Annotated in this window: 23 protein-coding genes; 11 read left to right on the forward strand and 12 right to left on the reverse strand. The window is 63.0% G+C overall.

Annotated features, from left to right (window positions below):
• Window positions 1-7: 7 nt before the first annotated feature.
• Both ACMGF5_RS09140 and ACMGF5_RS09145 read left to right on the forward strand, forming a co-directional pair.
• A complete protein-coding gene (locus tag ACMGF5_RS09140) occupies window positions 8-1,279 on the forward strand; it encodes an FAD/NAD(P)-binding oxidoreductase (RefSeq protein WP_115273211.1) in 1,272 nt (423 codons plus the stop codon).
• The gene (locus ACMGF5_RS09145; protein ID WP_119689102.1) at window positions 1,276-2,094 is read left to right on the forward strand and encodes a sulfite exporter TauE/SafE family protein; all 819 of its coding nucleotides are present in this window, start codon (window positions 1,276-1,278) and stop codon (window positions 2,092-2,094) included. Before ACMGF5_RS09140 ends, ACMGF5_RS09145 begins: the two co-directional genes overlap by 4 nt.
• On the opposite strand, the gene ACMGF5_RS09150 is transcribed toward ACMGF5_RS09145, so the two are convergent.
• Window positions 2,083-2,970 carry a LysR family transcriptional regulator gene (locus ACMGF5_RS09150; protein ID WP_414157735.1) on the reverse strand — a complete coding sequence of 296 codons (888 nt, stop codon included), beginning with the start codon at window positions 2,968-2,970 and terminating at the stop codon, window positions 2,083-2,085. The two genes, ACMGF5_RS09145 and ACMGF5_RS09150, sit on opposite strands and share 12 nt — an antisense overlap.
• 126 nt (window positions 2,971-3,096) lie before the next feature.
• Here ACMGF5_RS09150 and ACMGF5_RS09155 point away from each other — a divergent pair, with 126 nt between their 5' ends.
• Window positions 3,097-4,743, forward strand: a complete 1,647-nt coding sequence (locus tag ACMGF5_RS09155) for a GMC family oxidoreductase (protein ID WP_414157736.1) — start codon at window positions 3,097-3,099, stop codon at window positions 4,741-4,743.
• A gap of 97 nt (window positions 4,744-4,840) precedes the next feature.
• Window positions 4,841-6,460 (forward strand): MFS transporter, encoded by a 1,620-nt coding sequence (locus ACMGF5_RS09160; protein WP_046786798.1) that lies wholly within the window; start codon window positions 4,841-4,843, stop codon window positions 6,458-6,460.
• Window positions 6,461-6,637: 177 nt separating this feature from the next.
• Here ACMGF5_RS09160 and ACMGF5_RS09165 read toward each other — a convergent pair whose 3' ends face one another.
• The 4 genes from ACMGF5_RS09165 to glyQ are packed head-to-tail and all read right to left on the reverse strand — an operon-like array spanning window position 6,638 to window position 10,995.
• Window positions 6,638-7,408, reverse strand: a complete 771-nt coding sequence (locus ACMGF5_RS09165) for a lysophospholipid acyltransferase family protein (protein WP_046786799.1) — start codon at window positions 7,406-7,408, stop codon at window positions 6,638-6,640.
• 60 nt (window positions 7,409-7,468) lie between these two features.
• Window positions 7,469-7,996, reverse strand: a complete 528-nt coding sequence (gene gmhB / locus ACMGF5_RS09170; RefSeq protein WP_046786800.1) for a D-glycero-beta-D-manno-heptose 1,7-bisphosphate 7-phosphatase — start codon at window positions 7,994-7,996, stop codon at window positions 7,469-7,471.
• 3 nt (window positions 7,997-7,999) lie between these two features.
• Window positions 8,000-10,051, reverse strand: a complete 2,052-nt coding sequence (gene glyS / locus ACMGF5_RS09175) for a glycine--tRNA ligase subunit beta (RefSeq protein WP_012312031.1) — start codon at window positions 10,049-10,051, stop codon at window positions 8,000-8,002.
• Window positions 10,048-10,995, reverse strand: coding sequence for a glycine--tRNA ligase subunit alpha (gene glyQ / locus ACMGF5_RS09180; RefSeq protein WP_012312032.1), 948 nt, complete (start codon window positions 10,993-10,995; stop codon window positions 10,048-10,050). Before glyQ ends, glyS begins: the two co-directional genes overlap by 4 nt.
• 83 nt (window positions 10,996-11,078) lie before the next feature.
• On the opposite strand from glyQ, the gene ACMGF5_RS09185 reads away from it, so the two are divergent.
• Together ACMGF5_RS09185 and ACMGF5_RS09190 are read left to right on the forward strand one after the other, a co-directional pair.
• Window positions 11,079-11,630, forward strand: a complete 552-nt coding sequence (locus tag ACMGF5_RS09185) for a DNA-3-methyladenine glycosylase I (protein WP_115273214.1) — start codon at window positions 11,079-11,081, stop codon at window positions 11,628-11,630.
• 41 nt (window positions 11,631-11,671) lie between these two features.
• Complete coding sequence (locus tag ACMGF5_RS09190) at window positions 11,672-12,559, forward strand: lysophospholipid acyltransferase (RefSeq protein ID WP_012312034.1); 888 nt, start codon at window positions 11,672-11,674, stop codon at window positions 12,557-12,559.
• Window positions 12,560-12,891: 332 nt separating this feature from the next.
• On the opposite strand, the gene ACMGF5_RS09195 is transcribed toward ACMGF5_RS09190, so the two are convergent.
• Genes ACMGF5_RS09195 through def form a run of 5 tightly spaced genes read right to left on the reverse strand, consistent with a single transcriptional unit; the run spans window position 12,892 to window position 17,414 of the window.
• Window positions 12,892-13,200: a tetratricopeptide repeat protein gene (locus ACMGF5_RS09195; RefSeq protein WP_046786802.1), complete on the reverse strand. Its 309-nt coding sequence runs from the start codon at window positions 13,198-13,200 to the stop codon at window positions 12,892-12,894.
• An 11-nt stretch (window positions 13,201-13,211) separates the two neighbouring features.
• Entirely contained in the window at window positions 13,212-14,585 is a 1,374-nt protein-coding gene (gene trkA / locus ACMGF5_RS09200; RefSeq protein WP_012312036.1) for a Trk system potassium transporter TrkA, read from the reverse strand.
• Window positions 14,586-14,608: 23 nt separating this feature from the next.
• Window positions 14,609-15,919, reverse strand: a complete 1,311-nt coding sequence (gene rsmB / locus ACMGF5_RS09205; protein ID WP_414157737.1) for a 16S rRNA (cytosine(967)-C(5))-methyltransferase RsmB — start codon at window positions 15,917-15,919, stop codon at window positions 14,609-14,611.
• Entirely contained in the window at window positions 15,916-16,848 is a 933-nt protein-coding gene (fmt, locus tag ACMGF5_RS09210) for a methionyl-tRNA formyltransferase (protein ID WP_039603240.1), read from the reverse strand. Before fmt ends, rsmB begins: the two co-directional genes overlap by 4 nt.
• A 59-nt stretch (window positions 16,849-16,907) precedes the next feature.
• Window positions 16,908-17,414, reverse strand: coding sequence for a peptide deformylase (gene def, locus ACMGF5_RS09215; protein ID WP_012312039.1), 507 nt, complete (start codon window positions 17,412-17,414; stop codon window positions 16,908-16,910).
• Between the two features lie 206 nt (window positions 17,415-17,620).
• Between def and dprA the strand changes: the two genes are divergently transcribed.
• The 3 genes from dprA (at window position 17,621) to ACMGF5_RS09230 (ending at window position 20,000) form a co-directional block, all read left to right on the forward strand.
• Window positions 17,621-18,718, forward strand: a complete 1,098-nt coding sequence (gene dprA, locus ACMGF5_RS09220) for a DNA-processing protein DprA (protein WP_204919247.1) — start codon at window positions 17,621-17,623, stop codon at window positions 18,716-18,718.
• 38 nt (window positions 18,719-18,756) lie between these two features.
• Window positions 18,757-19,314 carry an L-threonylcarbamoyladenylate synthase gene (locus tag ACMGF5_RS09225; RefSeq protein WP_012312041.1) on the forward strand — a complete coding sequence of 186 codons (558 nt, stop codon included), beginning with the start codon at window positions 18,757-18,759 and terminating at the stop codon, window positions 19,312-19,314.
• Window positions 19,315-19,697: 383 nt separating this feature from the next.
• Entirely contained in the window at window positions 19,698-20,000 is a 303-nt protein-coding gene (locus ACMGF5_RS09230) for a hypothetical protein (RefSeq protein ID WP_046786804.1), read from the forward strand.
• 107 nt (window positions 20,001-20,107) lie between these two features.
• On the opposite strand, the gene ACMGF5_RS09235 is transcribed toward ACMGF5_RS09230, so the two are convergent.
• Window positions 20,108-21,085, reverse strand: coding sequence for an NADPH:quinone reductase (locus ACMGF5_RS09235; protein WP_115273216.1), 978 nt, complete (start codon window positions 21,083-21,085; stop codon window positions 20,108-20,110).
• Between the two features lie 134 nt (window positions 21,086-21,219).
• Between ACMGF5_RS09235 and hemF the strand changes: the two genes are divergently transcribed.
• Both hemF and aroE read left to right on the forward strand, forming a co-directional pair.
• Complete coding sequence (hemF, locus tag ACMGF5_RS09240; protein ID WP_046786806.1) at window positions 21,220-22,131, forward strand: oxygen-dependent coproporphyrinogen oxidase; 912 nt, start codon at window positions 21,220-21,222, stop codon at window positions 22,129-22,131.
• 25 nt (window positions 22,132-22,156) lie between these two features.
• Window positions 22,157-22,981 (forward strand): shikimate dehydrogenase, encoded by an 825-nt coding sequence (aroE, locus tag ACMGF5_RS09245; RefSeq protein ID WP_046786807.1) that lies wholly within the window; start codon window positions 22,157-22,159, stop codon window positions 22,979-22,981.
• Window positions 22,982-23,072: 91 nt separating this feature from the next.
• Here the strand turns inward: aroE and ACMGF5_RS09250 are convergent, their stop codons facing one another.
• Window positions 23,073-24,638, reverse strand: a complete 1,566-nt coding sequence (locus ACMGF5_RS09250; protein WP_119688012.1) for a SulP family inorganic anion transporter — start codon at window positions 24,636-24,638, stop codon at window positions 23,073-23,075.
• Between the last annotated feature and the right edge of the window lie 33 nt (window positions 24,639-24,671).

Consider the following 24,671-nt stretch of genomic DNA (forward strand, 5'->3'; position numbering starts at 1 on the left):
TTACGCCATGCCTGCCTTGTTGTCCCCTGCTAATTCCGACCACCACAAGGTGGTCATCGTCGGTGCCGGCGCTGCCGGCATCGCCACTGCTTCCAGCCTCATCAGCCGCGACCCGTCACTGGATATCGCGGTGATCGACCCTGCCGACGTCCATTACTACCAGCCCGGCTGGACCATGGTCGGTGCGGGTGTGTTCAAGGCACCGAGCACCGCGCGCACCATGGCCTCGACCATCCCCCGTGGCGTGCGCTGGATCAAGGCGCGCGTGCAAGGGTTCGACCCGCTGGGCCAGCTGGTCATGCTCGAAGATGGTCGCACCATCAGCTATGAACAGCTGGTGGTCTGCCCCGGCCTCAAGCTCGATTGGGCTGCCATTGACGGGCTCAGTGATACCCTGGGGCGCAACGGCGTCACCTCGAACTACCGCTACGACCTGGCACCCTACACCTGGGAGCTTGTGCAGAACCTCAAGCAAGGCCGCGCCCTGTTCACTCAGCCGCCCATGCCGATCAAGTGCGCCGGTGCGCCGCAGAAGGCGCTGTACCTGTCCTGCGACCACTGGATGCGCCAGGGGCTGCTGGGCGATATCAAAGCCTGCTTCTTCAATGCCGGCGCAGTGCTGTTCGGTGTTCCCGATTACGTGCCGGCCCTGATGGCCTACATCGACAGGTACGGTGTGGACCTCAATTACAGCCACCGTCTGGCTGCAGTAGATGGCCCGAACAAGCGCGCCACCTTTGTCCGCACCTTTGCCGATGGCAGCACTGAAACCCGCACTGAAGCTTTCGACATGCTGCACGTGGTGCCGCCACAGGTTGCCCCGGACTTCATTCGTCAAAGCCCATTGGCCGATGCCGCTGGCTGGGTCGATGTCGACCCGCATACGCTGCGTCATCGTCAGTTTGCCAATGTCCATGCCCTTGGCGATGTGGCCAGCACCAGCAACGCCAAGACTGCGGCCGCTGCGCGCAAGCAGGCTCCGGTGGTTGCCAACAACGTGCTGGTGGCGCTGGGCAGGCTGGCTAACCTTGCCCAGTACGATGGCTACGGCTCCTGCCCGTTGACGGTCGAGCGCGGCAAGATCGTGCTTGCCGAGTTCACCTATGGCGGCAAGGTCGCGCCGAGCTTCCCGCGCTGGTTGCTGGATGGCCGCCAGCCGACGCGCCTGGCCTGGCTGCTCAAGGCGCGAGTGCTGCCGCCGCTGTACTGGCAAGGCATGCTGAAGGGGCGGGAGTGGCTGGCACGGCCGCAACCGCTGGCGGCCGAGGCACCACGGTGATCGAACATCAACTGCTCGGTGCCGGGCTGGGCGCGATCATTGGCGCAGTGCTGGCGCTGACTGGCGCGGGGGGCGGCATCCTGGCGGTGCCGCTGCTGGTGTTTGGCCTTGGTCTGTCGATGGTCGAAGCTGCGCCCATTGGCCTTCTTGCCGTAGGTCTTGCCGCTGCCGTGGGGGCGATCCTCGGCTTGCGCCAAGGGCTGGTGCGTTATCGCGCCGCGCTGTTCATCGCCCTGATCGGCATCGCTGCTGCACCGCTCGGGCTGATGCTCGCCCATCGTCTGCCCGACACACCCTTGGCCTTGGTGTTCGCCGGCGTGCTGGTTTACGCATGCCTGCGCATCTGGCGCAAGGCTGCCAGCGAGCTGCGTGGCGAGGCCAACGACGCGCACCGTTTCATCGAACCGTGCGTGCTCAACCCGCTGCAGGGCCGTTTGCGCTGGACACTGCCCTGCGCGCGGGCGCTGGCCATGACCGGAGCGCTTTCGGGATTGTTGTCCGGCTTGTTGGGGGTGGGGGGTGGCTTCGTGATCATCCCTGCCTTGAACCGCTACACCAACCTGCGTATGAAGAGCATCGTCTCGACCTCGTTGGCGGTGATCGCCCTGGTGTCTACAGGTAGCGTGGTCAGTGCCAGCCTGGCCGGCGTTATGCACTGGCAGGTGGGAGCACCTTTTGCCGTGGGCGCGGTGCTTGGCCTGCTGCTGGCGCGGCCACTGGCGACGCGGCTGGCCGGGCCTCGCCTGCAGCAGCTGTTCTCGGTGGCCGGCTTTGCGGCTGCCCTGCTGCTGGCCGGCAAGGCGCTACTCGGCTAGCAGCTCGGCCTGTTCCTGCGCGCACAGCGCCAGCAGGTAATCCCAGACCACCCGCAGGCGTACCGACTTGTGCAATTCACGACGGGTGCATATCCAGTAGCTGCGCTGGATGGTTTCGCTGGGCAGTACGCGCACCAGTGTCGGGTCGTGGCGAGCCATGTAGTTGGGCAGCACGGCGATACCCAGGCCGGCGCGCGCAGCAGTTTGCTGGGCGATTACGCTGGTGCTGCGAAAAGCCACATTGGGCGCCCGGCAGAAGCTGTTGAGAAACAGCAGCTCCTGGCTGAACAGCAGGTCGTCGACGTAGCCGATCCAGCTGTGCCGGGCCAGATCTTCACGGTTGCGTAAAGGTGGCGCGCGGTCCAGGTAAGCCTGGCTGGCATACAGGGCCAGGCGGTAGTCAGTGAGCTTGCGGGTAATCAGCAGGTCGGCACTGGGACGTTCCAGGTGAATGCTGATTTCCGCCTCGCGGTTGAGGATGCTGACAAAGCGAGGCACGGCCACCAGCTCCACTTCCAGGCCCGGATACCGATCGAACAGCGCCTTCATGCGTGGGGTGAAGAACATGATGCCGATGCCTTCGGTGACCCCAAGGCGAATCTTGCCCAGCGGTGTGATGGCCTGGGTGATTTCTTCCTGCGCCAGCAACGCCACGTTCTCCATGGCTTCGGCGTGCTTGAGCAGCGCCTGGCCGGAGGGCGTCAATTCGTAGCCCTGCGCGTGTTGCACGAACAGTGGGGTGCCCAGGCTTTTCTCGATGCTCTCGATATGCCGGGCAACCGTGCTATGGGTCGTGTTGAGACGCTTGGCAGCGCTGAGCAGGCGGCCACTGCGCTGCAACTCGAGGAAAAACCGCAGATCATTCCAGTCGAACATGCATCCTTTCCCTGTTTTTCGCTGTGCTAAAACGCACAACGGCTGCGCGAAATCTCGTGTTTCCTCAGCGAAATTAATCAATAAGATGTACGACGACAAGAATAAAAATCAGGCGCGAGGTTGCACATGCCATCAGCCGATTCTGTCTTCGACTACGTTATCGTGGGTGCCGGTCCTGCCGGTTGCCTGCTGGCCAATCGATTGTCCGCCGACTCGTCCCGCCGCGTGTTGCTGCTGGAAGCCGGGGGCCGCGACAATTACCCCTGGATTCACATCCCCGTCGGTTACCTTTACTGCATCGGCAACCCCCGCACTGACTGGTGCTTCAAGACCGAAGCGCAAAGCGGCCTGGGTGGTCGTAGCCTGGGTTATCCCCGGGGCAAGGTGCTGGGGGGCTGCTCATCGATCAACGGCATGATCTACATGCGTGGCCAGGCTGCGGACTATGACCATTGGGCCGAACAGGGCAATGACGGTTGGGCCTGGAAGGACGTGCTGCCGCTGTTCAAGGCCAGCGAAAATCACTTTGCAGGCAACAGTGATCACCATGGCGCCACTGGCGAATGGCGGGTGGAACGCCAGCGCTACAGTTGGCCGATCCTCGATGCCTTCCGAGATGCCGCCGAACAGAGCGGCATCGCCAAGGTCGATGACTTCAATACCGGCGACAACCAAGGCTGTGGATATTTTCAGGTCAACCAGCGCAGCGGTGTGCGCTGGAACGCATCCAAGGCTTTTTTACGACCTGTACATAACCGTTCCAACCTCACCGTGCTGACCGGCGTGCAGGTTGACCAAGTGCTGCTGAACAACACCCGCGCCCGCGCAGTGAGAGCATTTTGGCAAGGCGCCTGGCACGAGTTCGCTGTGCGCCGCGAGATCATCCTGTGTGCAGGGGCGGTGGGTTCGCCCGGCATCCTGCAGCGCTCCGGCATTGGCCCGCGCACGTTGCTGGAAACGCTCGGCATCGGCGTACGGCACGATATGCCCGGTGTCGGTGGCAATCTGCAAGACCACCTGCAATTGCGCCTGATCTACCAGATCCGCAACACCAGAACGCTCAACCAGATGGCCAACAGCCTGTGGGGCAAGATGGGTATGGGCCTGCGTTATCTCTACGACCGCAGCGGCCCGCTGGCCATGGCGCCGAGCCAACTCGGGGCGTTCGTGCGGTCCAGCCCGGAGCAGGCCACCGCCAACCTGCAATACCACGTACAACCCCTGTCGCTGGAACGCTTCGGCGAGCCGCTGCACCGCTTCCCCGCCTTCACCGCTTCGGTGTGCAACCTGCGCCCGGCTAGCCGTGGGCGCATCGACATCCGTAGCTCGGACATGAACAGCGCGCCACTGATAGACCCCAACTACCTCAGTGACCCTGAAGACCTGCGCGTTGCCGCCGACGCCATCCGTATCACACGCCGCATCGTCCAGGCCCCTGCCCTCGCCGCTTTCGATCCGCAGGAATACCTGCCAGGCCCTGCCCTGCAGACCGAGGAAGACCTGTTCGAAGCGGCACGCAAGATCGGCACCACCATCTTCCATCCGGTCGGGACCTGCCGTATGGGCAGCGGCCCGCTGGACGTTGTGGATAACCAGCTGCGTGTACGCGGCATCCCCGGCCTGCGCGTGGCGGATGCTTCAATCATGCCGCAGATCACCTCCGGCAATACCTGTTCACCCACCCTGATGATCGCCGAGAAGGCGGCCCAACTCATTCTCAAGGGAGCTGCTACCCAGACCTACCTGAACGAAGACGCGTTACCGACGCCCTGACCCGGGTGCGTGCAGTACCGGCGGCTTGCGGTCAGAAGCTGCCGACAGTGGAACAACAAGAATAATCACTGTGGCCTGCGGGCCGAGGACAGCAACGATGTCGGATTACATCCAAGAGCAGGGGGCGACGGCGAGCAGCCCAAGCCGTCGTGAAGAACGCAAGATCATTTTCGCGTCATCCCTCGGGACGGTTTTCGAGTGGTATGACTTTTTTCTCTACGGTGCGCTGGCGGCAGTGATCAGCAAGCAGTTCTTTGCTGGCGTCAACGACACCACCGCTTTCATCTTCGCCCTGATGGCATTCGCCGCCGGCTTCCTGGTACGGCCCTTCGGCGCGCTGGTGTTCGGCCGGCTGGGTGACATGATCGGGCGAAAATACACCTTCCTGATCACCATCGTGCTGATGGGCTTGTCCACCTTCGCCGTTGGTTTGCTGCCCACCTATGCAAGCATCGGCATTGCCGCGCCGATCATCCTGGTGGTACTGCGCATGCTGCAGGGGCTGGCACTGGGGGGCGAGTATGGTGGCGCGGCGACGTATGTGGCCGAACACGCACCGCCCGGCAAGCGCGGCTTCCACACGGGCTTCATCCAGTCCACTGCTACCCTTGGGCTGCTGCTGTCGTTGCTGGTGGTGCTGGGCAGCCGCTACATCACCGGCGATGAGTTCGAAACCTGGGGCTGGCGCTTGCCGTTCCTGCTGTCGATCGTGCTGCTGGGCATTTCCACCTGGATCCGCATGAGCATGCATGAGTCGCCGGCCTTCGTGAAAATGAAGGCCCAGGGCAAGATCAGCAAATCGCCAATCCGCGAGTCGTTCACCTCCTGGCCAAACCTCAAGGTGGTGCTTACCGCACTGTTCAGTATCAACGCCGGCCAGGCCGTGACGTTCTACACGGCGCAGTTCTACGTGCTGTTCTTCATGACCCAGATGCTCAAGATGGATCCGGCCCAGGCCAATACCTTGCTGATCATCAGCGTGGTGATCGGTGCGCCGTTCTTCGTGTTCTTCGGCTGGCTGTCCGACCGCATCGGCCGCAAGCCTATCCTGATGCTCGGCCTGCTGCTGGCCACGGTGTTGTACTTCCCGCTGTTCAAGGCCCTCAGCCACTACGCCAACCCGCAGATCGACGCAGCGAGCCGTCAGGCGCCGATCGTGGTCACCGCTGACCCGCAAGGTTGTACCTTCCAGTTCGACCCGGTCGGCAAGGCGCGTTTCGACAGCCCGTGCGACAAGGTCAAGACCTTCCTGGTCAAACAGGGCCTGCCGTACAGCTCGGTGAATGTGGCGGGCAGCCAAGTGGTGGTGAACATTGGCGACAAGACCATCAACGGGTTTGACGAAACAGCCATGCGCACAGCCATCGAGCAGGCGGGCTACCCGGCCAAGGCGGACCCGTCGCAGGTCAACCAGGTGATGGTGGTGGTGCTGATCGTTGCAATGATCCTGATCGCAACCATGACTTATGGCCCGCTGGCGGCGGTGATGGTGGAGCTGTTTCCGACGCGTATCCGCTACACCTCGATGTCGCTGCCCTACCACATTGGCAATGGCTGGTTTGGCGGTTTCCTGCCCACGGTTTCGTTCGCGCTGGTGGTGTACACCGGGGATATCTTCTACGGCTTGTGGTACCCGGTGCTGGTAACCGGGATCAGCCTGGTGGTGGGAATCTTCTGCCTGAAAGAAACCAAGGATGTGGATATCGACAAGGTCTGATGATGTCGTGAAGCCATAAAAAAACCGGCTGTAAAAGCCGGTTTTCTTATGCCTCAAAAAAACTTATGCACGCTTTTCAGAAAAATGTCATACACAAAAATAAATAGGCAATTCATAGACTTAGCTATCAAACGAGGCATTTCATCCAAAAATTGCTAACACGTTATCCACAGATCGTCAGGCAATCTGCTCGTGTGGTTTTTCATCTACCGGTGGCAACGAGCCCAAGCGGCGCTGAGTCGCTTCGTTCCACGCCGCGGCACGGTCATTCAACTCTGCAATGGCACGCGGGCCGGTACCATTGGCATACATCGGCTCCCCGATGACCACCTCGATGGTGCCAGAGCGCTTGCCCCACCCTGACTTGGGCCAGTACTTGCCGGCGTTATGCGCGATCGGCAGCACGGGCAGCCCGGCATTTACCGCCAGCGCGGTACCGCCACGGGAAAACTTGCCCACGGTGCCAAAGGGTACCCGAGTACCTTCCGGGAAGATCAGCACCCAGACCTTCTGCTTGAGCAATTCGTCACCCTTGCTCGCCACCTGGCGCAAGGCTTCCTTGGGGTTGTCGCGGTTGATCGCGATCGGCCGCAGCATGGCCATGGCCCAGCCAAAGAACGGCACGTACAGCAGTTCACGCTTGAGCACCTGGCTCAATGGCGAGAAATAGGCTGACAGGAAGAACGTCTCCCAGGTGCTCTGGTGGTTGGACAGAATCACACAGGGCTCTTTGGGCACGTTCTCGGCACCGGTGACCTTGTAGTGGATACCCAGAATCACCCGCGCCAGCAGCACGGCAAAACGGCACCAGTAGACGTTGATGAAGCGGTAGCGCTTGTGAAACGGCAAAAATGGCGCGATAAAAAAGCTCAGCGAGCACCACAGCAGGGAACTGGTGCCCAGCAGCAGGTAAAAAAGAAAGATTCTGATCGCCCGCAGGATCGACATAGTGGCATGTACCGTTGCGGGCTTGCCCGCCTGATAAAAATGCGCCCTTGGGCGCATTGTTTAGATTAGTTCTCTGGCGATAGCTGCCAGATCGTCGAAAATCAGTGTGGTTTGCGCGACACCCTTTTCAAGCGTCCGCTCGCCTTTGCCGGTTTTCACCAGCACCGGTTGTGCACCGACGGCCAGGGCGGCCTCCAGGTCACCTTTACTGTCGCCGACAAACCATACGCCGCGCAGGTCGGCCTGATAATGGTCGGCGATTGCCCGCAGCATGCCAGGCTTGGGCTTGCGGCAGTCACAACCCTCGTCCGGCCCATGCGGGCAATACACGATGTGGCCGACTTCGCCGCCGTGCCCTGCCACCAGCGTGCGCAGACGCGCATGCATGGCTTCGAGGGTTGCCAGTGAATAGTAGCCACGGGCAATGCCGGACTGGTTGGTGGCCACGGCCACCGTCCAGCCCGCTTTGCTCAACTGCGCGATGGCCTCGATCGAGCCGGGGATCGGGATCCACTCCTCCAGCGACTTGATGTAGGCGTCGGAGTCCTGGTTGATCACCCCGTCACGATCGAGAATCAGCAGTTTCAAGGCTTACCCCAGCAGCGAAATGTCAGCAACGCCCAGGAACAGGCCGCGCAGGCGGCTGAGCAGGGCATAACGGTTGGCGCGGACCTTGGCATCCTCGGCGTTGACCATCACCGCCTCGAAGAAGGCGTCGACCGGGTCACGCAGGGCCGCCAGGCGGGCCAGCGATTCGCTGTACTGACGTGCGGCAGCCATCGGTTGCACAGCCTGGTCGGCCTGCTGGATGGCCGAATACAGCGAGAACTCGTTGGCGTTGTCGAAGTACTTTGGCTCGACCTGTTCGGCAATGGCGCCTTCAGCTTTGCTCAGCAGGTTCGACACACGCTTGTTCACTGCGGCCAGCGCCTCGGCTTCCGGCAGCTTGCGGAAGGCCTGCACGGCCTGCACACGCTGGTCGAAGTCCAGGGCCGAACCCGGCTTCAGGGCACGTACCGACAGGTAGGTGGCAACGTCGATGCCTTCGTCTTCATAACGTGCACGCAGGCGGTCGAAGATGAACTCCAGCACCTGCTCGGCCAGGCCTGCGGCCTTGACCTTGGCGCCGAACTGCTTGACCGCGAACTCCACCGCAGGGGTCAGGTCCAGGTCCAGTTGCTTCTCGATCAGGATACGCAGCACGCCCAGGGCGGCGCGGCGCAAGGCATATGGGTCTTTGCTGCCGGTGGGCAGCATGCCGATGCCGAAGATACCGACCAGGGTGTCGAGCTTGTCGGCGATGGCTACCGCAGCACCGGTCAGGGTCTGTGGCAGCTCGGCGCCAGCACCGCGCGGCATGTACTGCTCGTTCAGCGCCAGGGCCACGTCTTGCGGTTCGCCGTCGTTGAGCGCGTAGTAGTAACCGGCAACGCCCTGCATCTCTGGGAATTCGCCGACCATTTCGGTGGCCAGGTCGCACTTGGACAGCAGCCCGGCACGGCCGGCGCGCTGGGCGTCGCCGCCGATCAGCGGGGCAATGTACGCGGCAAGCCGGGATACGCGCTCGGCCTTGTCGTAGACGGTGCCCAACTGCGCCTGGAAGACTACGTTCTTCAGGCGTTCGTTGAAGGTTTCGAGCGGCTGCTTCTTGTCCTGCTTGAAGAAGAACTCGGCGTCGGTCAGGCGCGGGCGCACGACCTTCTCGTTACCCGAGACGATCTGCTTGGGGTCACGGCTTTCGACGTTGGCCACGGTGATGAAGCGCGGCAGCAGCTTGCCTTCGCTGTCCAGCAGGCAGAAGTACTTCTGGTTGTCCTGCATGGTGGTGATCAAGGCTTCCTGCGGCACCTCGAGGAAACGCTCCTCGAACGAGCACACCAGCGGTACCGGCCACTCGACCAGCGCAGTCACCTCATCCAGCAGCGCTGGCGGTACGATGGCAGTGCCTTCCTGCTGCATGGCCAGTTCGGTGGTGCGCTTGGCAATCAGCTCGCGGCGTTCGGCGAAGTCGGCCAGCACGTAGGCTTTGCGCAGGTCTTCGACGTAGTTGGCCGGGGTGGTGATGACCACGTTCTGCGGATGGTGGAAGCGGTGCCCACGGGATTCACGGCCGGCCTGCTGCGACAGGATGGTGCAGTCGACGACCTGATCGCCCAGCAGCATCACCAGCCACTGGGTCGGGCGTACGAACTCTTCACGGCTGGCGGCCCAGCGCATGCGCTTGGGGATCGGCAGGTCGTTGAGCGAATCTTCGACGATGGTCGGCAGCAGGCTGGCGGTGGCCTTGCCCGGGATATGCTGGGAGAAGCGCAGCTTGGCGCCGCTCTGGTCGATTTCCGACAGCTCTACCCCGCACTTCTTGGCAAAGCCCAAGGCAGCCTGGGTCGGCTCGCCGTCCTTGAAGGCAGCCTGCAGGGGCGGGCCGTCGATATTGATGCTGCGGTCAGGCTGCTGTACATCCAGCTGGCGAATCAGCACGGCCAGGCGACGCGGCGCGGCGTACACCTGTTTGCCGGTGTAGTTCAGGCCGGCGGCCTGCAGGCCTTTTTCGATGCCGGCCAGGAAGGCGTCACCAAGGGTGGCCAGGGCTTTGGGTGGCAGCTCTTCGGTGCCCAGTTCTACCAGGAAATCTTGAGCACTCATTGTGCAGCCTCCAGCTTCGCCAACACTTCGTCACGCAGTTCAGGGGTAGCCATCGGGAAGCCCAGGCGTGCACGGGCTTGCAGATAGCTTTGCGCCACGTCCCGGGCCAGGGTACGTACGCGCAGGATGTAACGCTGGCGCTCGGTCACCGAGATGGCGCGACGGGCGTCGAGCAGGTTGAAGGTGTGCGAGGCCTTGAGCACCATTTCATAGGTCGGCAGCGGCAGGTCCAGCTTGATCAGGCGGTTGGCTTCGCTTTCGTAGAAGTCGAACAGCTCGAACAGTTTCTCGACGTTGGCGTGCTCGAAGTTGTAGGTCGACTGCTCCACCTCGTTCTGGTGGAACACGTCGCCGTAGGTGACCTTGCCGAACGGGCCGTCGGCCCAGACCAGGTCGTACACCGAGTCGACACCCTGGATGTACATGGCCAGGCGCTCCAGGCCGTAGGTGATTTCACCGGTGACCGGGTAGCACTCGATGCCGCCTACTTGCTGGAAGTAAGTGAACTGGGTCACTTCCATGCCGTTGAGCCAGATTTCCCAGCCCAGGCCCCAGGCGCCCAGGGTCGGCGATTCCCAGTTGTCTTCGACGAAACGGATATCGTGGACCAGCGGATCCAGGCCGATGGCTTTCAGCGAGCCGAGGTACAGCTCCTGGAAGTTGGCCGGGTTGGGCTTGAGCACCACTTGGAACTGGTAGTAGTGCTGCAGGCGGTTAGGGTTTTCGCCATACCGCCCGTCGGCAGGGCGACGGCTGGGCTGCACGTAGGCGGCGTTCCAGGTTTCTGGGCCGACGGCGCGCAGGAATGTAGCGGTATGGAAAGTGCCGGCGCCTACTTCCATATCGTAGGGCTGAAGCACCACACAACCTTGAGCTGCCCAGTAATTCTGCAGGGCGAGGATCAGGTCTTGGAAGGTACGCACGGCTGGCGTAGGCTGGCTCACGAAATTCACCTGTATCTGGGGATGCGGATGTAAAGAGCGGGAGTATAACCTGATTCGCCTCGCCCTCTACTCATTGGAGCCTTATGCCACGCTGCTTTTGGTGTACCGACGATCCGTTGTACCAGGCCTATCACGACCAGGAATGGGGAACACCGCAGCGTGATCCGGCGTTGCTGTTCGAGATGCTTTTGCTCGAAGGGTTCCAGGCCGGCCTGTCATGGATCACCGTCTTGCGTAAACGCGAGCGCTATCGCGAGGTGCTGGATGGCTTCGACCCGGTGAAGCTTTCGCAGATGAGCGATGAGCGCATCGAAGAGCTGATGCTCGATGCCGGCATCATCCGCAACCGCCTCAAGCTCAAGGCTGTCCGGCGCAATGCCCAGGCCTGGCTGGCTGTGGATAACCCGGCCGAGTGGCTCTGGTCGTTCGTCGGCGGCGAGCCGAAGATCAACCATTTCAGTGCCCGAAGCCAAGTGCCGGCGGTCACCGACGAGGCCAAGGCGATGAGCAAGGCGTTGCAGAAAGCCGGCTTTACATTCGTCGGCCCGACCATCTGCTACGCCTTCATGCAGGCTACCGGCATGGTCATGGACCACACCACCGATTGTGATCGTTACGCCGCCTTGCTGCGCTGAGGGGTTACAATGCGCGCCTTGCTGAAATAAGGAATTGGCCTGTGGAAAAGTTCAAGGGCGCCCTGATGGTCGGGGTGCTGCGTCTGTTTGCCAAGCTGCCCTGGGGCGCGGTACAGCGCGTCGGTGCCGGGATCGGCTGGCTGATGTGGAAAGTCCCCAACGGTTCGCGCAATGTCGTGCGCATCAATCTCGCCAAGTGCTTCCCTGAGATGGACCCGGTCGAGCGCGAGCAACTGGTCGGCCGGGCGCTGAGAGATATCGGCAAATCCTTTGTCGAAAGTGCCTGTGCCTGGATCTGGCCGCCACAGCGTTCGCTTGAGCTGGTCAAGGAAGTGCACGGCCTGGAAGTGCTGGAGCAGGCCCTGGCCTCAGGCAAGGGTGTGGTCGGTATCACCAGCCACCTGGGTAATTGGGAAGTGCTCAACCACTTCTACTGCAACCAGTGCAAACCGATCATCTTCTACCGCCCGCCGAAGCTCAAGGCCGTGGATGACCTGCTGCGTGAGCAGCGGGTGCAGATGGGCAACCGCGTGGCGCCTTCGACCAAGGAAGGCATCCTCAGCGTGATCAAGGAAGTGCGCCGCGGTGGGCAGGTGGGGATTCCCGCCGACCCGGAGCCGGCGGAATCGGCCGGTGTATTCGTGCCGTTCTTGGGCACCCAGGCGCTGACCAGCAAGTTCGTGCCGAACATGCTGGCCGGTGGCAAGGCGGTGGGGGTGTTCCTGCATGCCCTGCGCTTGCCGGATGGCTCGGGCTTCAAGGTGTTTCTCGAAGCTGCGCCAGAAGAAATGTACAGCACGGATGTGAACGTGTCGGCGGCGGCCATGAGCAAGGTGGTCGAGCGTTATGTGCGCGAATACCCGAGCCAGTACATGTGGAGCATGAAGCGCTTCAAGAAGCGCCCGCCTGGCGAGGCGCGCTGGTACTGAGATTTTGGGGCGCCTTGCGCCCCTTTCCCCACAGCTACCCCGCTGCTCTCAAGCTCAGCGCAAACCCAGTGGGAGATTCTATGGTTATCAGCAAGCCATTTTCGCGCCTTTGGTGACCTATTCGTCCTGATTTTTCATCAGGGCGAATGCCGCTCGTGCGAACTTTCTAGCCAGGATTACCTTTGCGGGGGTTTCTTTTGAGTCTTGCATCGGATTTACCGGCCCTATCGCCGGCAAGCCGGCTCCCACAGGGAGCGCGCAGTTCTTGAGGCCTGCACTGTACTTGTGGGAGCCGGCTTGCCGGCGATGGGCTGCAAAGCAGCCCCGGCATTTCAGGCTTTATTCAGCTTCTTGAGAAACACCGCCATCTCTTTCTCGGCCTGCTTGTCCCCATGGGCCTGCGCCGCCACGATCCCGTCTTCCCAGGCCTTGCGCGCCGCCGTCAGGTCGCCCTGCAGTTGATACGCCTTGCCGAGCAGCTTCCACGCTGCCGAATACTTGGGGTCCTGTGCCACGCAACTGGCCAGGTGCACTGCCGCTTCGGCGCCGTTGCCCTCGTCCAGCCAGGCCTTGCCCAGGCCGAACCGCAGCAGCGGGTTATCCACACCCTTGGCCAGCATTTTCTCCAGCGATTCGCGCATGCCCGCCTCCCCTAGAAGAAACTCAAGCCGACGTGGAACAGCTTCTCCACGTCGCGAATGTGCTTTTTATCCACAACGAACAGGATCACGTGGTCACCCGACTCGATCACTGTGTCGTCGTGGGCGATCAGCACCTGCTCGTCGCGGATGATCGCGCCAATGGTGGTGCCCGGCGGCAGGGCGATATCTTCGATGGCCTTGCCGATCACCTTGCTCGACTTCGAGTCGCCATGTGCCACAGCCTCGATGGCCTCTGCCGCACCGCGGCGCAGGGAGTGCACGCTGACAATATCGCCACGGCGCACATGCGCCAGCAAGGTACCGATGGTAGCCAGCTGGGGGCTGATGGCGATATCGATTTCACCGCCTTGCACGAGGTCTACGTAGGCCGGGTTGTTGATGATCGTCATCACCTTGCCCGCACCGAGCCGCTTGGCCAGCAGTGACGACATGATGTTCGCCTCGTCATCATTGGTCAGGGCGAGGAATATGTCGGCATCGGCGATGTTCTCTTCGAGCATCAGGTCCTTGTCCGAGGCGCTGCCCTGCAGCACCACGGTGCTTTCCAGAGTGTCGGAGAGGTGCCGGCAACGGGCCGCGCTCATCTCGATGATCTTCACCTGGTAGCGGCTTTCGATGGCCTCGGCCAGGCGTTCGCCGATCTGCCCGCCCCCGGCGATGACCACACGCTTGTTGGTCTCGTCGATGCGGCGTAGCTCGCCCATCACGGCGCGGATGTCTTTCTTCGCGGCGATGAAGAACACTTCGTCATCGGCTTCGATCACGGTGTCGCCCCGAGGGGTGATTGGCCGGTCACGACGGAAGATCGCGGCCACGCGGGTATCGACGTTGGGCATGTGCGCGCGGATCTGGCGCAACTGCTGGCCCACCAATGGGCCGCCGTAATAGGCCTTGACCGCCACCAGCTGCGCCTTGCCCTCGGCAAAGTCGATCACCTGCAGCGAACCTGGGTGTTCGATGAGCCGCTTGATGTAGTTGGTCACGACCTGCTCGGGGCTGATCAGCACGTCCACGGGGATGTGGTCGTTGTCGAACAGCTCTTCGCGGGTGAGGTATGCCGATTCACGCACCCGGGCGATCTTGGTGGGCGTGTGGAACAGCGAATAGGCGACCTGGCAGGCGACCATGTTGGTTTCGTCGCTGTTGGTCACCGCCACCAGCATGTCAGCGTCATCGGCACCGGCCTGGCGCAGGACCGTCGGGAGCGAGCCGCGGCCTTGCACGGTACGGATATCCAGGCGGTCGCCCAGGTCACGCAGGCGGTCGCCGTCGGTATCGACCACAGTGATGTCGTTGGCTTCGCTGGCCAGATGCTCTGCCAGCGTACCGCCTACCTGGCCTGCGCCAAGGATGATGATCTTCATCCGCTACTCCCTAACCTTTTTTCTTAACCGCGCGAGGCGGCGATCTTGATCAGCTTGGCATAGTAGAAACCGTCATGGCCGCCTTCCTGGGCCAGCAGCTGGCGGCCATGGGGCTGGCGGATACCAGCTTCTGTGGCCAGGTCCAGCTCACGGGCGCCCGGCGTGCGGGCAAGGAAGGCCTCGATCACTTCGGTATTCTCGGTCGGCAGGCTGGAGCAAGTGGCGTACAGCAGCATGCCGCCGACTTCCAGGGTCGGCCACAGGGCATCGAGCAACTCGCCCTGCAGCGCGGCCAGCGCCGGAATGTCGTCAGCCTGGCGGGTCAGCTTGATGTCCGGGTGGCGGCGAATGACGCCGGTAGCCGAGCACGGCGCGTCGAGCAGGATGCGCTGGAACGGCTTGCCGTCCCACCAGCTGGCGGTGTCACGGGCGTCGCAGGCGATCAGTTCGGCGTCCAGTTGCAGGCGGTCGAGGTTCTCGCGCACCCGGGTCAGGCGCTTGGCTTCCAGGTCGATGGCCACCAGGTGCGCAAGGCCCGCTTCTGCCTCGAGCAGGTGGCACGTCTTGCCGCCTGGGGCGCAGCAGGCATCGAGCACGCGCTGGCCGGGGGCCAGTTCAAGCAGGTCGGCCGACAGCTGCGCGGCTTCGTCCTGAATGCTCACCCAGCCCTCGGCAAAGCCCGGCAGGCTGCGCACGTCGCAGGCCTCCGTCAGCACAATGCCGTCGCGGCTGAACTGGCAGGCGCTGGCGCCAACGCCGGTTTCGGTCAGCAGGGCAAGGTAGGCATCGCGGCTGTGGTGGCGGCGGTTGACCCGCAGGATCATCGGCGGGTGAGCGTTGTTGGCCGCGCAAATGGCTTCCCACTGCTCGGGCCAGAACGCCTTGAGGGCTTTCTGCAGCCAGCGTGGGTGGGCGGTGCGTACAACCGGGTCGCGTTCCATGCCGGTGAGCAGCGCCTCGCCTTCACGTTGGGCGCGGCGCAGCACGGCGTTGAGCAGGCCCTTGGCCCACGGTTTTTTCAGTTTGTCGGCGCAACCGACCGTCTCGCCGATGGCGGCGTGGGCCGGGATGCGCGTGTAGAACAACTGGTACAGGCCTACCAGCAGCAGTGCCTGCACATCGGCATCAGCGGCCTTGAACGGCTTCTGCAGCAGCTGGGCTGCGAGCAGGTCCAGGCGTGGCTGCCAGCGGGCGGTACCGAACGCCAGGTCCTGGGTCAGGCCGCGGTCGCGGTCCTCGACCTTGTCCAGTTGCGCTGGCAGCGAACTGTTCAGCGAGGCCTTGCCACTGAGCACAGCGGCCAAGGCACGGGCGGCGGCGAGGCGTGGATTCATTGGCCAAGCACCTTGCCGGTGGCGAACTTCTCGCGGCGGCTATTGAACAGGTCGCTGAAGGCCAGGGCCTTGCCACCAGGCAATTGCAGGCGGGTAAGGCTCAAGGCCTGGTCACCGCAGGCGACCACGAGGCCGTCTTTGCTGGCTGACAAGATCTCGCCAGGGGCGCCTTCACCGGTGGACAATCTGGCGGCCAGCACCTTCACGCTTTCGCCATCCAGGGTGCTGTGGCACACCGGCCAAGGGTTGAAGGCGCGGATCAGGCGCTCCAGCTCCACGGCCGGGCGGCTCCAGTCGATGCGTGCCTCGTCTTTGTTCAGCTTGTGCGCATACGTGGCCAGGGCGTCGTCCTGCACCTCGCCTTGCAGGCTGCCATCGGCCAGGCCGGCGATGGCTTGCACCACGGCTGGCGGGCCCATGGCGGCGAGGCGATCGTGCAGGCTGCCACCGGTGTCTTCGGCACTGATTGGTGTGACGACCTTGAGCAGCATCGGGCCAGTGTCCAGGCCTGCTTCCATGCGCATCACGGTCACGCCGCTCTCGGCGTCGCCGGCTTCCACGGCGCGCTGGATCGGCGCGGCGCCGCGCCAGCGTGGCAGCAGGGAGGCGTGGCTGTTGATGCAGCCCAGGCGTGGGATGTCCAGCACCACCTGGGGCAAGATCAGGCCATAGGCGACCACTACCATCAGGTCCGGCTTGAGCGCGGCGAGTTCCGCCTGGGCATCTTCATTGCGCAGGGTTGGCGGCTGGAACACCGGGATGTCATGGGCCACCGCCAGCGCTTTGACCGCGCTTGGCATCAGCTTCTGGCCACGGCCGGCCGGGCGGTCGGGCTGGGTGTAGACGGCCACGATCTCGTAGGGGCTGTCGAGCAGGGCCTTGAGGTGTTCGGCGGCAAACTCTGGAGTGCCTGCAAAGACGATGCGCATGGAGGTCTCGCTTCAAAAAAGAAAAAGGCTTGCCGGAGCAAGCCTTCTGGAAGGTGGGATCAGGCTTGCTGGCGGTGCTGCTTTTCCAGCTTCTTCTTGATCCGGTCGCGCTTGAGCTGCGACAGGTAGTCGACGAACAGCTTGCCGTTGAGGTGATCGAACTCGTGCTGCACGCATACCGCCAGCAGGCCTTCGGCTTCGAGCTCGAAAGGCTTGCCGTCACGGTCCTGCGCCTTGACGCGCACACGCAGCGGACGGTCGACGTTCTCGTAGAAGCCCGGCACCGACAGGCAGCCTTCCTGGTACTGGCCCATGTCGTGGGTCAGCTCTTCGACCGACGGGTTGATGAAGACCCGCGGCTCGCTGCGGTCTTCGCTCAGGTCCATGACCACAATCTGTTTGTGGACGTTGACCTGGGTGGCAGCCAGGCCGATGCCAGGCGCTTCGTACATGGTTTCAAACATGTCGTCGATCAGCTGGCGCAGGGCGTCGTCGAACTCCGTCACCGGTTTGGCGATGGTGCGCAGGCGCGGGTCTGGGAATTCGAGAATGTTCAAAATGGCCATAGGGTCAGGCAATCACTGTGCGTTCGGTTGAAAACTGAGCATACATAATAAAGGGAATCGACGATTTCGGCACCTGGCAAGCTCGTCTAGGGTGTTTATGGGCTTGATAGCGTCCATTTAATGGACAGCTTTTCAAAGTGTTACCCACAAACTTATCCACAGGTTGTGCCACGTAAATGGCCCTGTTTCGATCAAGGATGATCTCTATGCCGTTCAACCATTCGTCGCTTTGCCCGCCTGCCGAACTGGAAGCGCGGTTACGTCTACACCGCCTGCCCGAGACGGGATTGCGTCGTTTTCACACCTTGCTGCAAGCCTTTGGCAGTGCGTCTTCAGCGCTCAGTGCACCGGCGGGTGCCTGGCGTGCGCTGGGCATTGCGCAGGCCACCATCGACGCCCGGCGCAGTGCCGAAGTACGCGACGGGGCGCTGGCTGCAATGGCCTGGATAGAGCGTCCGGGCCAGCATTTGCTGATGTGGGACAGCCCTGGCTACCCCGCGCTGCTGGGCGAAATCGATGATGCCCCGCCGCTGCTTTTCGTCGCAGGCGACCCGGCTTTGCTCGAACGGCCACAGCTGGCAATAGTGGGCAGCAGGCGTGCTTCACCCCCGGCGCTCGACACCGCCAAGGCATTTTCCCGTTACCTCTCGCAGGCTGGCTTCACCATCACCAGTGGGCTTGCTTTGGGAATCGACGGTGCCGCTCATCGGGCCGCATTGCAGGCCGGGGGAGGCACGATCGGTGTGTTAGGCACTGGGCTGCAAAAACTTTATCCACAGCGCCACCGTGACCTGGCCAAAGCGATGATCGACAGCGGTAGCGCGCTGGTTTCCGAGTACCCGCTCGATGCCGGGCCGCTGCCGGGTAACTTTCCGCGACGCAATCGCATCATCAGTGGCCTGTCACTTGGCGTGCTGGTGGTTGAGGCGAGCCTGGCCAGCGGTTCTTTGATCACAGCCCGCCTGGCCGCCGAGCAAGGCCGTGAGGTTTACGCCGTTCCCGGCTCGATCCACCACCCCGGCGCCAAAGGCTGCCACCAGTTGATTCGCGACGGCGCACTGCTGGTTGAAAGTGTGGGGCAGATACTGGAAAGCTTGCAGGGTTGGCAGAACCTGCCGCCGGCAGTTGTGGATAAACCGTCCCATCCATTGCTTGCCTTGCTGCATGCTGCACCGCAGACCAGCGAGGCACTGGCTGCTTGTAGCGAGCTGCCCCTGGCGCAAGTACTGGCGCAATTGACCGAGCTGGAGCTCGAGGGCCGGGTGACCAATGAAGCCGGGCGTTGGTTTGCCCGCGCTGGCTAAGTAAACTGCGCGCATGGCTTAAATGCGGAGAGACACAAATGGTGAGCAGTTGGCGTGTGCAACAAGCCGCGCGTGAGATTCGGGCCGGTGCGGTGATCGCCTACCCGACTGAAGCGGTCTGGGGCCTGGGCTGCGACCCATGGAACGAGGATGCGGTGTATCGCTTGCTGGCGCTCAAGTCGCGGCCTGTGGATAAAGGGCTGATCCTGGTCGCCGACAACATCCGCCAGTTCGACTTCCTGTTCGAGGATTTTCCAGAGGACTGGATCGACCGCATGGGCAGCACCTGGCCTGGGCCCAATACCTGGCTGGTGCCGCACCAGGACCTGTTGCCGGAGTGGGTGACGGGGCAGCATGACACGGTGGCACTGCGGGTCAGTGATCACCCGCAGGTGCGCGAGCTGTGCGCGCTGGTCGGGCCGTTGATTTCCACTTCTTGCAACCCGGGCGGGCGCCCGGCGGCGAAGAGCCGGTTGCGAGTGGAGCAGTATTTCCATGGTGACCTGGACATGGTGCTGGGTGGGGCCCTGGGTGGGCGGAAGAATCCGAGTGTGATTCGTAACCTGGCCACGGGCGAGATCGTCCGCCCGGGTTGACGCTGGCGAGGGCTGCGCCCTCGAATCGCCGGCAAGCCGGCTCCCACAGGGGTTGCGTGGGAGCCGGCTTGCCGGCGAATGGGCCGCAAAGCGGCCCTGAATACTGCCAGCACATCAGTTTGGGAAAACTCCTACAACCCGCATCGAATACCATCACCTTCTCAGTGGGAAGTCCTGTCTCTAGGCTTCAGACCGTCGCCGAACAACTTGGCGATCGGGTGTGGTAGCCCGGATGCATCATTTCCATGACAGTCTATGGCGGCTGTACGCGGGAGGCTTTCGAGCCTGCCTGGATTGGAAAATGCCCGGGTCTACCACCTCGCGGACAGTCGCCACCCAATTCACGTGGTAGTGATTGGTAGCGGCATTGAGGAGCATTTTCCATGGTCAAGAAACTCGTCCCAGATCCACCACTTCCCTGCACTTCCACCCGCCCCTTCGGCCGCTGCGACGCCGGCCATTCAGCGCTGTTCAGCGTAAACCCCAACATTTCCGCCGCCGACGCCTTGGTCCATGTAGCCCTCTACCTGCGGTGTGCCTACGAGACTGGCTACAAGACGCTCGATTACCTGCGCGAAGAAGGCCGCGGCATGTACTGGTCGAACCTGCATGCGATCGAGATGGCGGAGGGGTTGGTAGAGGCGATGCTTGAAGGTATCGAGTCAGCGCCTGCGCAGCAGAGGTAGCTGTGAGGCTTGCAGGTGCTCGCCTTGGTTTTTGCATTGTTGCGTAGAACGAGCGCCGTCCACACGGCGCTCTATCTCAAAGGCTCTAAAAGCGCCAAGCCAGGCACTCAAGGCAACAAAACAGTCGAACCCACCGTCCGCCGCGCCGACAGTTCGCTCTGCGCCTTGGCCGCCTCGCTCAACGGATACCGCTGCTGGATATCCACAACCACCTTGCCACTTGCGATCACCGCAAACAGGTCATCCGCCATGGCCTGGGTGTTCTCGGCATTGTTGGCATAACTGGCCAAGGTCGGCCGTGTGACATACAACGACCCTTTCTGCGCCAGGATCCCCAGGTTCACCCCGCTCACGGCGCCCGACGCGTTGCCAAAGCTCACCATCAAGCCGCGCGGTTGCAGGCAGTCCAGCGAGGTCAGCCAGGTGTCGGCACCCACGCCGTCATACACCACCGGGCACTTTTTGCCATCGGTCAGCTCCAGCACCCGCTTGGCCACATCCTCGTGGCTGTAGTCGATGGTCTCCCAGGCGCCCAGTGCCTTGGCCCGCTCTGCTTTCTCGGCCGAACTGACGGTACCGATCAGCTTGGCCCCCAGCGCCTTGGCCCATTGGCACGCGAGCGAGCCGACGCCCCCGGCGGCGGCGTGGAACAGGATCACATCGCCCGGCTGCACGGCGTAGGTCTGCTTGAGCAGGTACTGCACGGTCAGGCCCTTGAGCATCACCGCCGCCGCCTGCTCGAAGCTGATGTTGGCGGGCAGCTTGACCAGGTTGGCCTCCGGCAAGGTGTGCACCTCGCTGTAGGCGCCCAGCGGGCCGCCGCCATAGGCCACGCGGTCGCCCACTTTCAGGCGGGTGACGCCCTCACCTACCGCCTCGACTACCCCGGCACCCTCGGTGCCCAGGCCTGAAGGCAGCGCAGGCGGGGCATACAGCCCGCTGCGGAAATAGGTGTCGATGAAGTTCAAGCCGATCGCATGGTTACGCACTCGAACCTGCTGCGCCCCGGGCGGTGCCGGGTCGAACTCCACCAGCTGCAATACTTCCGGGCCGCCATGCTGGCTGAACTGGATACGCTTGGCCATCTCGCACTCCTGTTGTCGGGATCGGGAAAGGCCTTCTATCGGACGCCTTTGCTTGATCGCCGTCAACTGCGGCGCGCCAGCTGCCGGTGGTATGCTACGCGGCGAATTCTTCCCTGCCCGTTCCTGGTGACCCGATGACTAGCCGCACCGAGGCCGTGAAAGCCTACCTGCTCGACCTGCAAGACCGCATCTGCTCTGCCCTCGAAACCGAGGACGGGGGCGCCCGCTTCGTCGAGGATGCCTGGGTGCGCGAAGCCGGTGGCGGGGGCCGCACGCGGGTGATCGGCGACGGCAAGCTGATCGAGAAAGGCGGCGTCAACTTCTCCCACGTGTTCGGTAGCGGCCTGCCTCCGTCGGCCAGCGCCCACCGCCCCGAGCTGGCAGGCCGTGGCTTCGAGGCCTTGGGCGTGTCGCTGGTGATCCACCCGCATAACCCGCACGTGCCGACTTCCCACGCCAACGTGCGTTTCTTCATCGCCGAAAAAGAAGGTGAAGAGGCTGTGTGGTGGTTTGGCGGCGGCTTCGACCTGACCCCCTACTACGGCAACGAGGAAGACTGCATCCACTGGCACCGTGTGGCCGAGCAGGCCTGCGCGCCGTTCGGCGCCGACGTGTACCCGCGCTACAAGGCCTGGTGCGACCGTTACTTCCACATCAAGCACCGTGGCGAGCCGCGCGGTATCGGCGGGCTGTTCTTCGATGACTTGAACGAGTGGGGCTTCGATACCTGCTTCGCCTTCATCCGCGCCATCGGCGATGCCTACGTCGACGCCTACCTGCCGATCGTCCAGCGCCGCAAGGACACGCCCTATACCGCTGAGCAGCGCGAGTTCCAGGAGTACCGCCGCGGGCGCTATGTGGAGTTCAACCTGGTGTATGACCGTGGCACCCTCTTCGGCCTGCAGTCCGGTGGCCGTACCGAGTCGATCCTGATGTCGCTGCCGCCGCAAGTGCGCTGGGGCTACGACTGGAAGGCCGTACCTGGCAGCGAAGAAGCGCGCCTGACCGAGTACTTCCTGCAAGACCGCGATTGGCTTGCACAGTAAGCTTGTGGATAACCGAGGAGCCCTCATGGACCAGTACGTCGTATTTGGTAACCCAATCGGCCACAGCAAGTCGCCGTTGATTCACCGCCTGTTCGCCGAACAGACCGGCCAGGACCTGGAGTACGCCACCCTGCTGGCGCCGCTTGACGAGTTCAGCGACTGCGCCCGGGGCTTTTTCAAGCAAGGCAGTGGCGCCAACGTGACCGTGCCATTCAAGGAAGAGGCCTACCGCCTGTGTGACAGCCTCACCCCGCGCGCCCAACGGGCCGGGGCGGTGAACACCTTGAGCAAGCTGGCCGATGGCTCGCTGCGGGGCGATAACACTGATGGCGCGGGCCTTGTGCGCGACCTTACAGTGAATGCCGGGGTTGAACTGACTGGCAAACGTATTCTGATCCTTGGCGCCGGGGGCGCAGTGCGCGGCGTGCTGGAGCCGATCCTGGCGCATGACCCTCAGTCCTTGGTAATTGCCAACCGCACACTGGAAAAGGCCGAGCAGCTGGCACGCGAGTTCGATGAGATGGGGCCGGTGATGGCCAGCGGTTTCGCCTGGCTGCACGAGCCGGTGGACGTGATCATCAACGCCACGTCGGCGAGCCTGTCCGGCGAGCTGCCGCCGATTGCCGACAGCCTGGTCGAGGCCGGGCGCACCGTGTGCTACGACATGATGTATGGCAAGGAGCCGACGCCATTCTGCCAGTGGGCCAGCAAGCTGGGGGCGGCCAAGGTGCTGGATGGGCTGGGCATGTTGGCAGAGCAGGCGGCGGAGGCGTTCTTCATCTGGCGTGGGGTACGTCCGGAAACGGCGCCGGTGCTGGCTGAGTTACGCCGGCAGCTCGCTCGGGGCTGAGATTTATGGGGCCGCTTTGCGGCCCATCGCCGGCAAGCCAGCCCCTACAGGTACAGCGCCGGCCTCAGGCCTTGGCAAGCAGCCCCGACGATCACTCCGCAAATTGGATGGGGCAAAGCTCCACCCCTTCCAGCTTCTGCAATTCCTCGACCACCTGCGGTCTTGCCCGAAGCAAGGTCAGGCTCCCTCCGGCCCGGCGCAACCGCCGTGCCTCGCGGTGCAACATGTCCACACCCGAGTAATCGATGAAATTCACCTGGCGTGCATCGATCACCACATGCGGGCCCTGGCAACGCTGCAGGCGCACCTGCAGGTAGTGCGCCGCACCGAAGAAGATCGACCCGCCCACCCGCAGCACGTCGGCCTGCCCTTCGCGGCTCTGCTGCACGCGTGGCCGTGAAGTGCGCTTGAGGTAGAAGAACAGCGAAGCCAGCACACCGGCATAAATCGCTGTCTGCAGCTCCAGCAGCAAGGTTGCTGCAGCGGTCAGGGCCATAACCAGGAACTCCGACCGGCTGACCCTGAACAGCGCACGGATGCCCCGGTGGTCCACCAGGCCCCAGCAGATCAGCAGGATACTGCCGGCCATGGCCGGTATCGGCAGGTGTGCGATCAACCCTGCACCGGTGACGGCGAACAGCGCCACCCAAAGCGCCGAGAACACCCCGGCCATGGGCGAACGGGCGCCAGCGTCGTAGCTGAGCCCAGAGCGGGTGAAGGAGCCAGAAGACAGGTAGCCTGAAAAGAATGAACCGACGATGTTCGACATACCTTGGGCGCGGATTTCCTGGTCGGCGTCGATCAGCTGTTCGGAGCGTGCCGACAGCGAACGGGCAATCGACAGGCTGGTTACCAGGCCCAGCATACCCACCGCTACGGCACTGGGCAGCAGGCGCAGCATCAGCTCCACATCCAGTAACGGCAGTGGGCTGAGTGGGGGTAGCTGGCCGGTGAACGCTGGCACCCGCGGTACATGGCCAAAGAAACCAGGCAGCGACCAGGCCACCAGGCTGATTACGATGAGGCTTATCAACAGGCTCGGCCAGCGTGGCCGCCAAAGTTTGAAGGCCACACCGACAAGGACGGTGCCCAAGCCCAGGATCAGGGACGGCAAGTCGACCTCACCAGCATGGCTTGCCAGGTCTTGTACTGTTTTAAACGCCGTGGCCTGGCTCGGCAAATCCATACCCAGCAGGTTGGGTAACTGGCCGAGGGCAATGACGATGGCGGCGCCCAGGGTGAAGCCAAGCACCACCGAATGGGAAACGAAATTGACCAGTGCGCCGAAGCGTAGCAGCCCGAGCAGCAGTTGGAAGATGCCAGCGAGAAAGGTCAGCAGCAGCACGAGGGTCACGTAATCGGCACTACCGGCCACCGCCAGGGGGCTGATGCTGGCGTAAAGGACGATGGAGATGGCGGCGGTCGGCCCGCAAATCAGGTACCAGGACGAGCCCCACAGGCAAGCGACCAGTACCGGCACGATGGCCGCATAAAGACCGTATTCGGCAGGCAGGCCGGCGATCAGGGCATAGGCGATGGATTGCGGCAGGGCAAGGATGGCACCGCTCAGGCCGACCAGCAGGTCCTCGCGCAGGCTGCGGCCCGATTGACGGGGCAGCCAGGTCAAGAAGGGCAGCAGGTGGTTTAAGCGGGGCATGGGCAGTTCCTGATTCAAGAGCGCAGGCGAGGG

It is taken from the genome of Pseudomonas sp. BNK-15, assembly GCF_047456105.1.
GTDB classification, from domain to species: Bacteria; Pseudomonadota; Gammaproteobacteria; order Pseudomonadales; family Pseudomonadaceae; genus Aquipseudomonas; species Aquipseudomonas putida_E.

What these genes read in the sequence shown, in the direction of transcription:
- ACMGF5_RS09140 (WP_115273211.1), top strand. Translation starts at nt 8, where the DNA reads ATGCCTGCCTTGTTGTCCCCTGCTAATTCCGACCACCACAAGGTGGTC.
- ACMGF5_RS09150 (WP_414157735.1), bottom strand. Translation starts at nt 2,970, where the DNA reads ATGTTCGACTGGAATGATCTGCGGTTTTTCCTCGAGTTGCAGCGCAGT.
- ACMGF5_RS09155 (WP_414157736.1), top strand. Translation starts at nt 3,097, where the DNA reads ATGCCATCAGCCGATTCTGTCTTCGACTACGTTATCGTGGGTGCCGGT.
- ACMGF5_RS09160 (WP_046786798.1), top strand. Translation starts at nt 4,841, where the DNA reads ATGTCGGATTACATCCAAGAGCAGGGGGCGACGGCGAGCAGCCCAAGC.
- ACMGF5_RS09165 (WP_046786799.1), bottom strand. Translation starts at nt 7,408, where the DNA reads ATGTCGATCCTGCGGGCGATCAGAATCTTTCTTTTTTACCTGCTGCTG.
- glyS (WP_012312031.1), bottom strand. Translation starts at nt 10,051, where the DNA reads ATGAGTGCTCAAGATTTCCTGGTAGAACTGGGCACCGAAGAGCTGCCA.
- ACMGF5_RS09185 (WP_115273214.1), top strand. Translation starts at nt 11,079, where the DNA reads ATGCCACGCTGCTTTTGGTGTACCGACGATCCGTTGTACCAGGCCTAT.
- ACMGF5_RS09195 (WP_046786802.1), bottom strand. Translation starts at nt 13,200, where the DNA reads ATGCGCGAATCGCTGGAGAAAATGCTGGCCAAGGGTGTGGATAACCCG.
- trkA (WP_012312036.1), bottom strand. Translation starts at nt 14,585, where the DNA reads ATGAAGATCATCATCCTTGGCGCAGGCCAGGTAGGCGGTACGCTGGCA.
- rsmB (WP_414157737.1), bottom strand. Translation starts at nt 15,919, where the DNA reads ATGAATCCACGCCTCGCCGCCGCCCGTGCCTTGGCCGCTGTGCTCAGT.
- fmt (WP_039603240.1), bottom strand. Translation starts at nt 16,848, where the DNA reads ATGCGCATCGTCTTTGCAGGCACTCCAGAGTTTGCCGCCGAACACCTC.
- def (WP_012312039.1), bottom strand. Translation starts at nt 17,414, where the DNA reads ATGGCCATTTTGAACATTCTCGAATTCCCAGACCCGCGCCTGCGCACC.
- dprA (WP_204919247.1), top strand. Translation starts at nt 17,621, where the DNA reads ATGCCGTTCAACCATTCGTCGCTTTGCCCGCCTGCCGAACTGGAAGCG.
- ACMGF5_RS09225 (WP_012312041.1), top strand. Translation starts at nt 18,757, where the DNA reads ATGGTGAGCAGTTGGCGTGTGCAACAAGCCGCGCGTGAGATTCGGGCC.
- ACMGF5_RS09230 (WP_046786804.1), top strand. Translation starts at nt 19,698, where the DNA reads ATGGTCAAGAAACTCGTCCCAGATCCACCACTTCCCTGCACTTCCACC.
- ACMGF5_RS09235 (WP_115273216.1), bottom strand. Translation starts at nt 21,085, where the DNA reads ATGGCCAAGCGTATCCAGTTCAGCCAGCATGGCGGCCCGGAAGTATTG.
- hemF (WP_046786806.1), top strand. Translation starts at nt 21,220, where the DNA reads ATGACTAGCCGCACCGAGGCCGTGAAAGCCTACCTGCTCGACCTGCAA.
- aroE (WP_046786807.1), top strand. Translation starts at nt 22,157, where the DNA reads ATGGACCAGTACGTCGTATTTGGTAACCCAATCGGCCACAGCAAGTCG.
- ACMGF5_RS09250 (WP_119688012.1), bottom strand. Translation starts at nt 24,638, where the DNA reads ATGCCCCGCTTAAACCACCTGCTGCCCTTCTTGACCTGGCTGCCCCGT.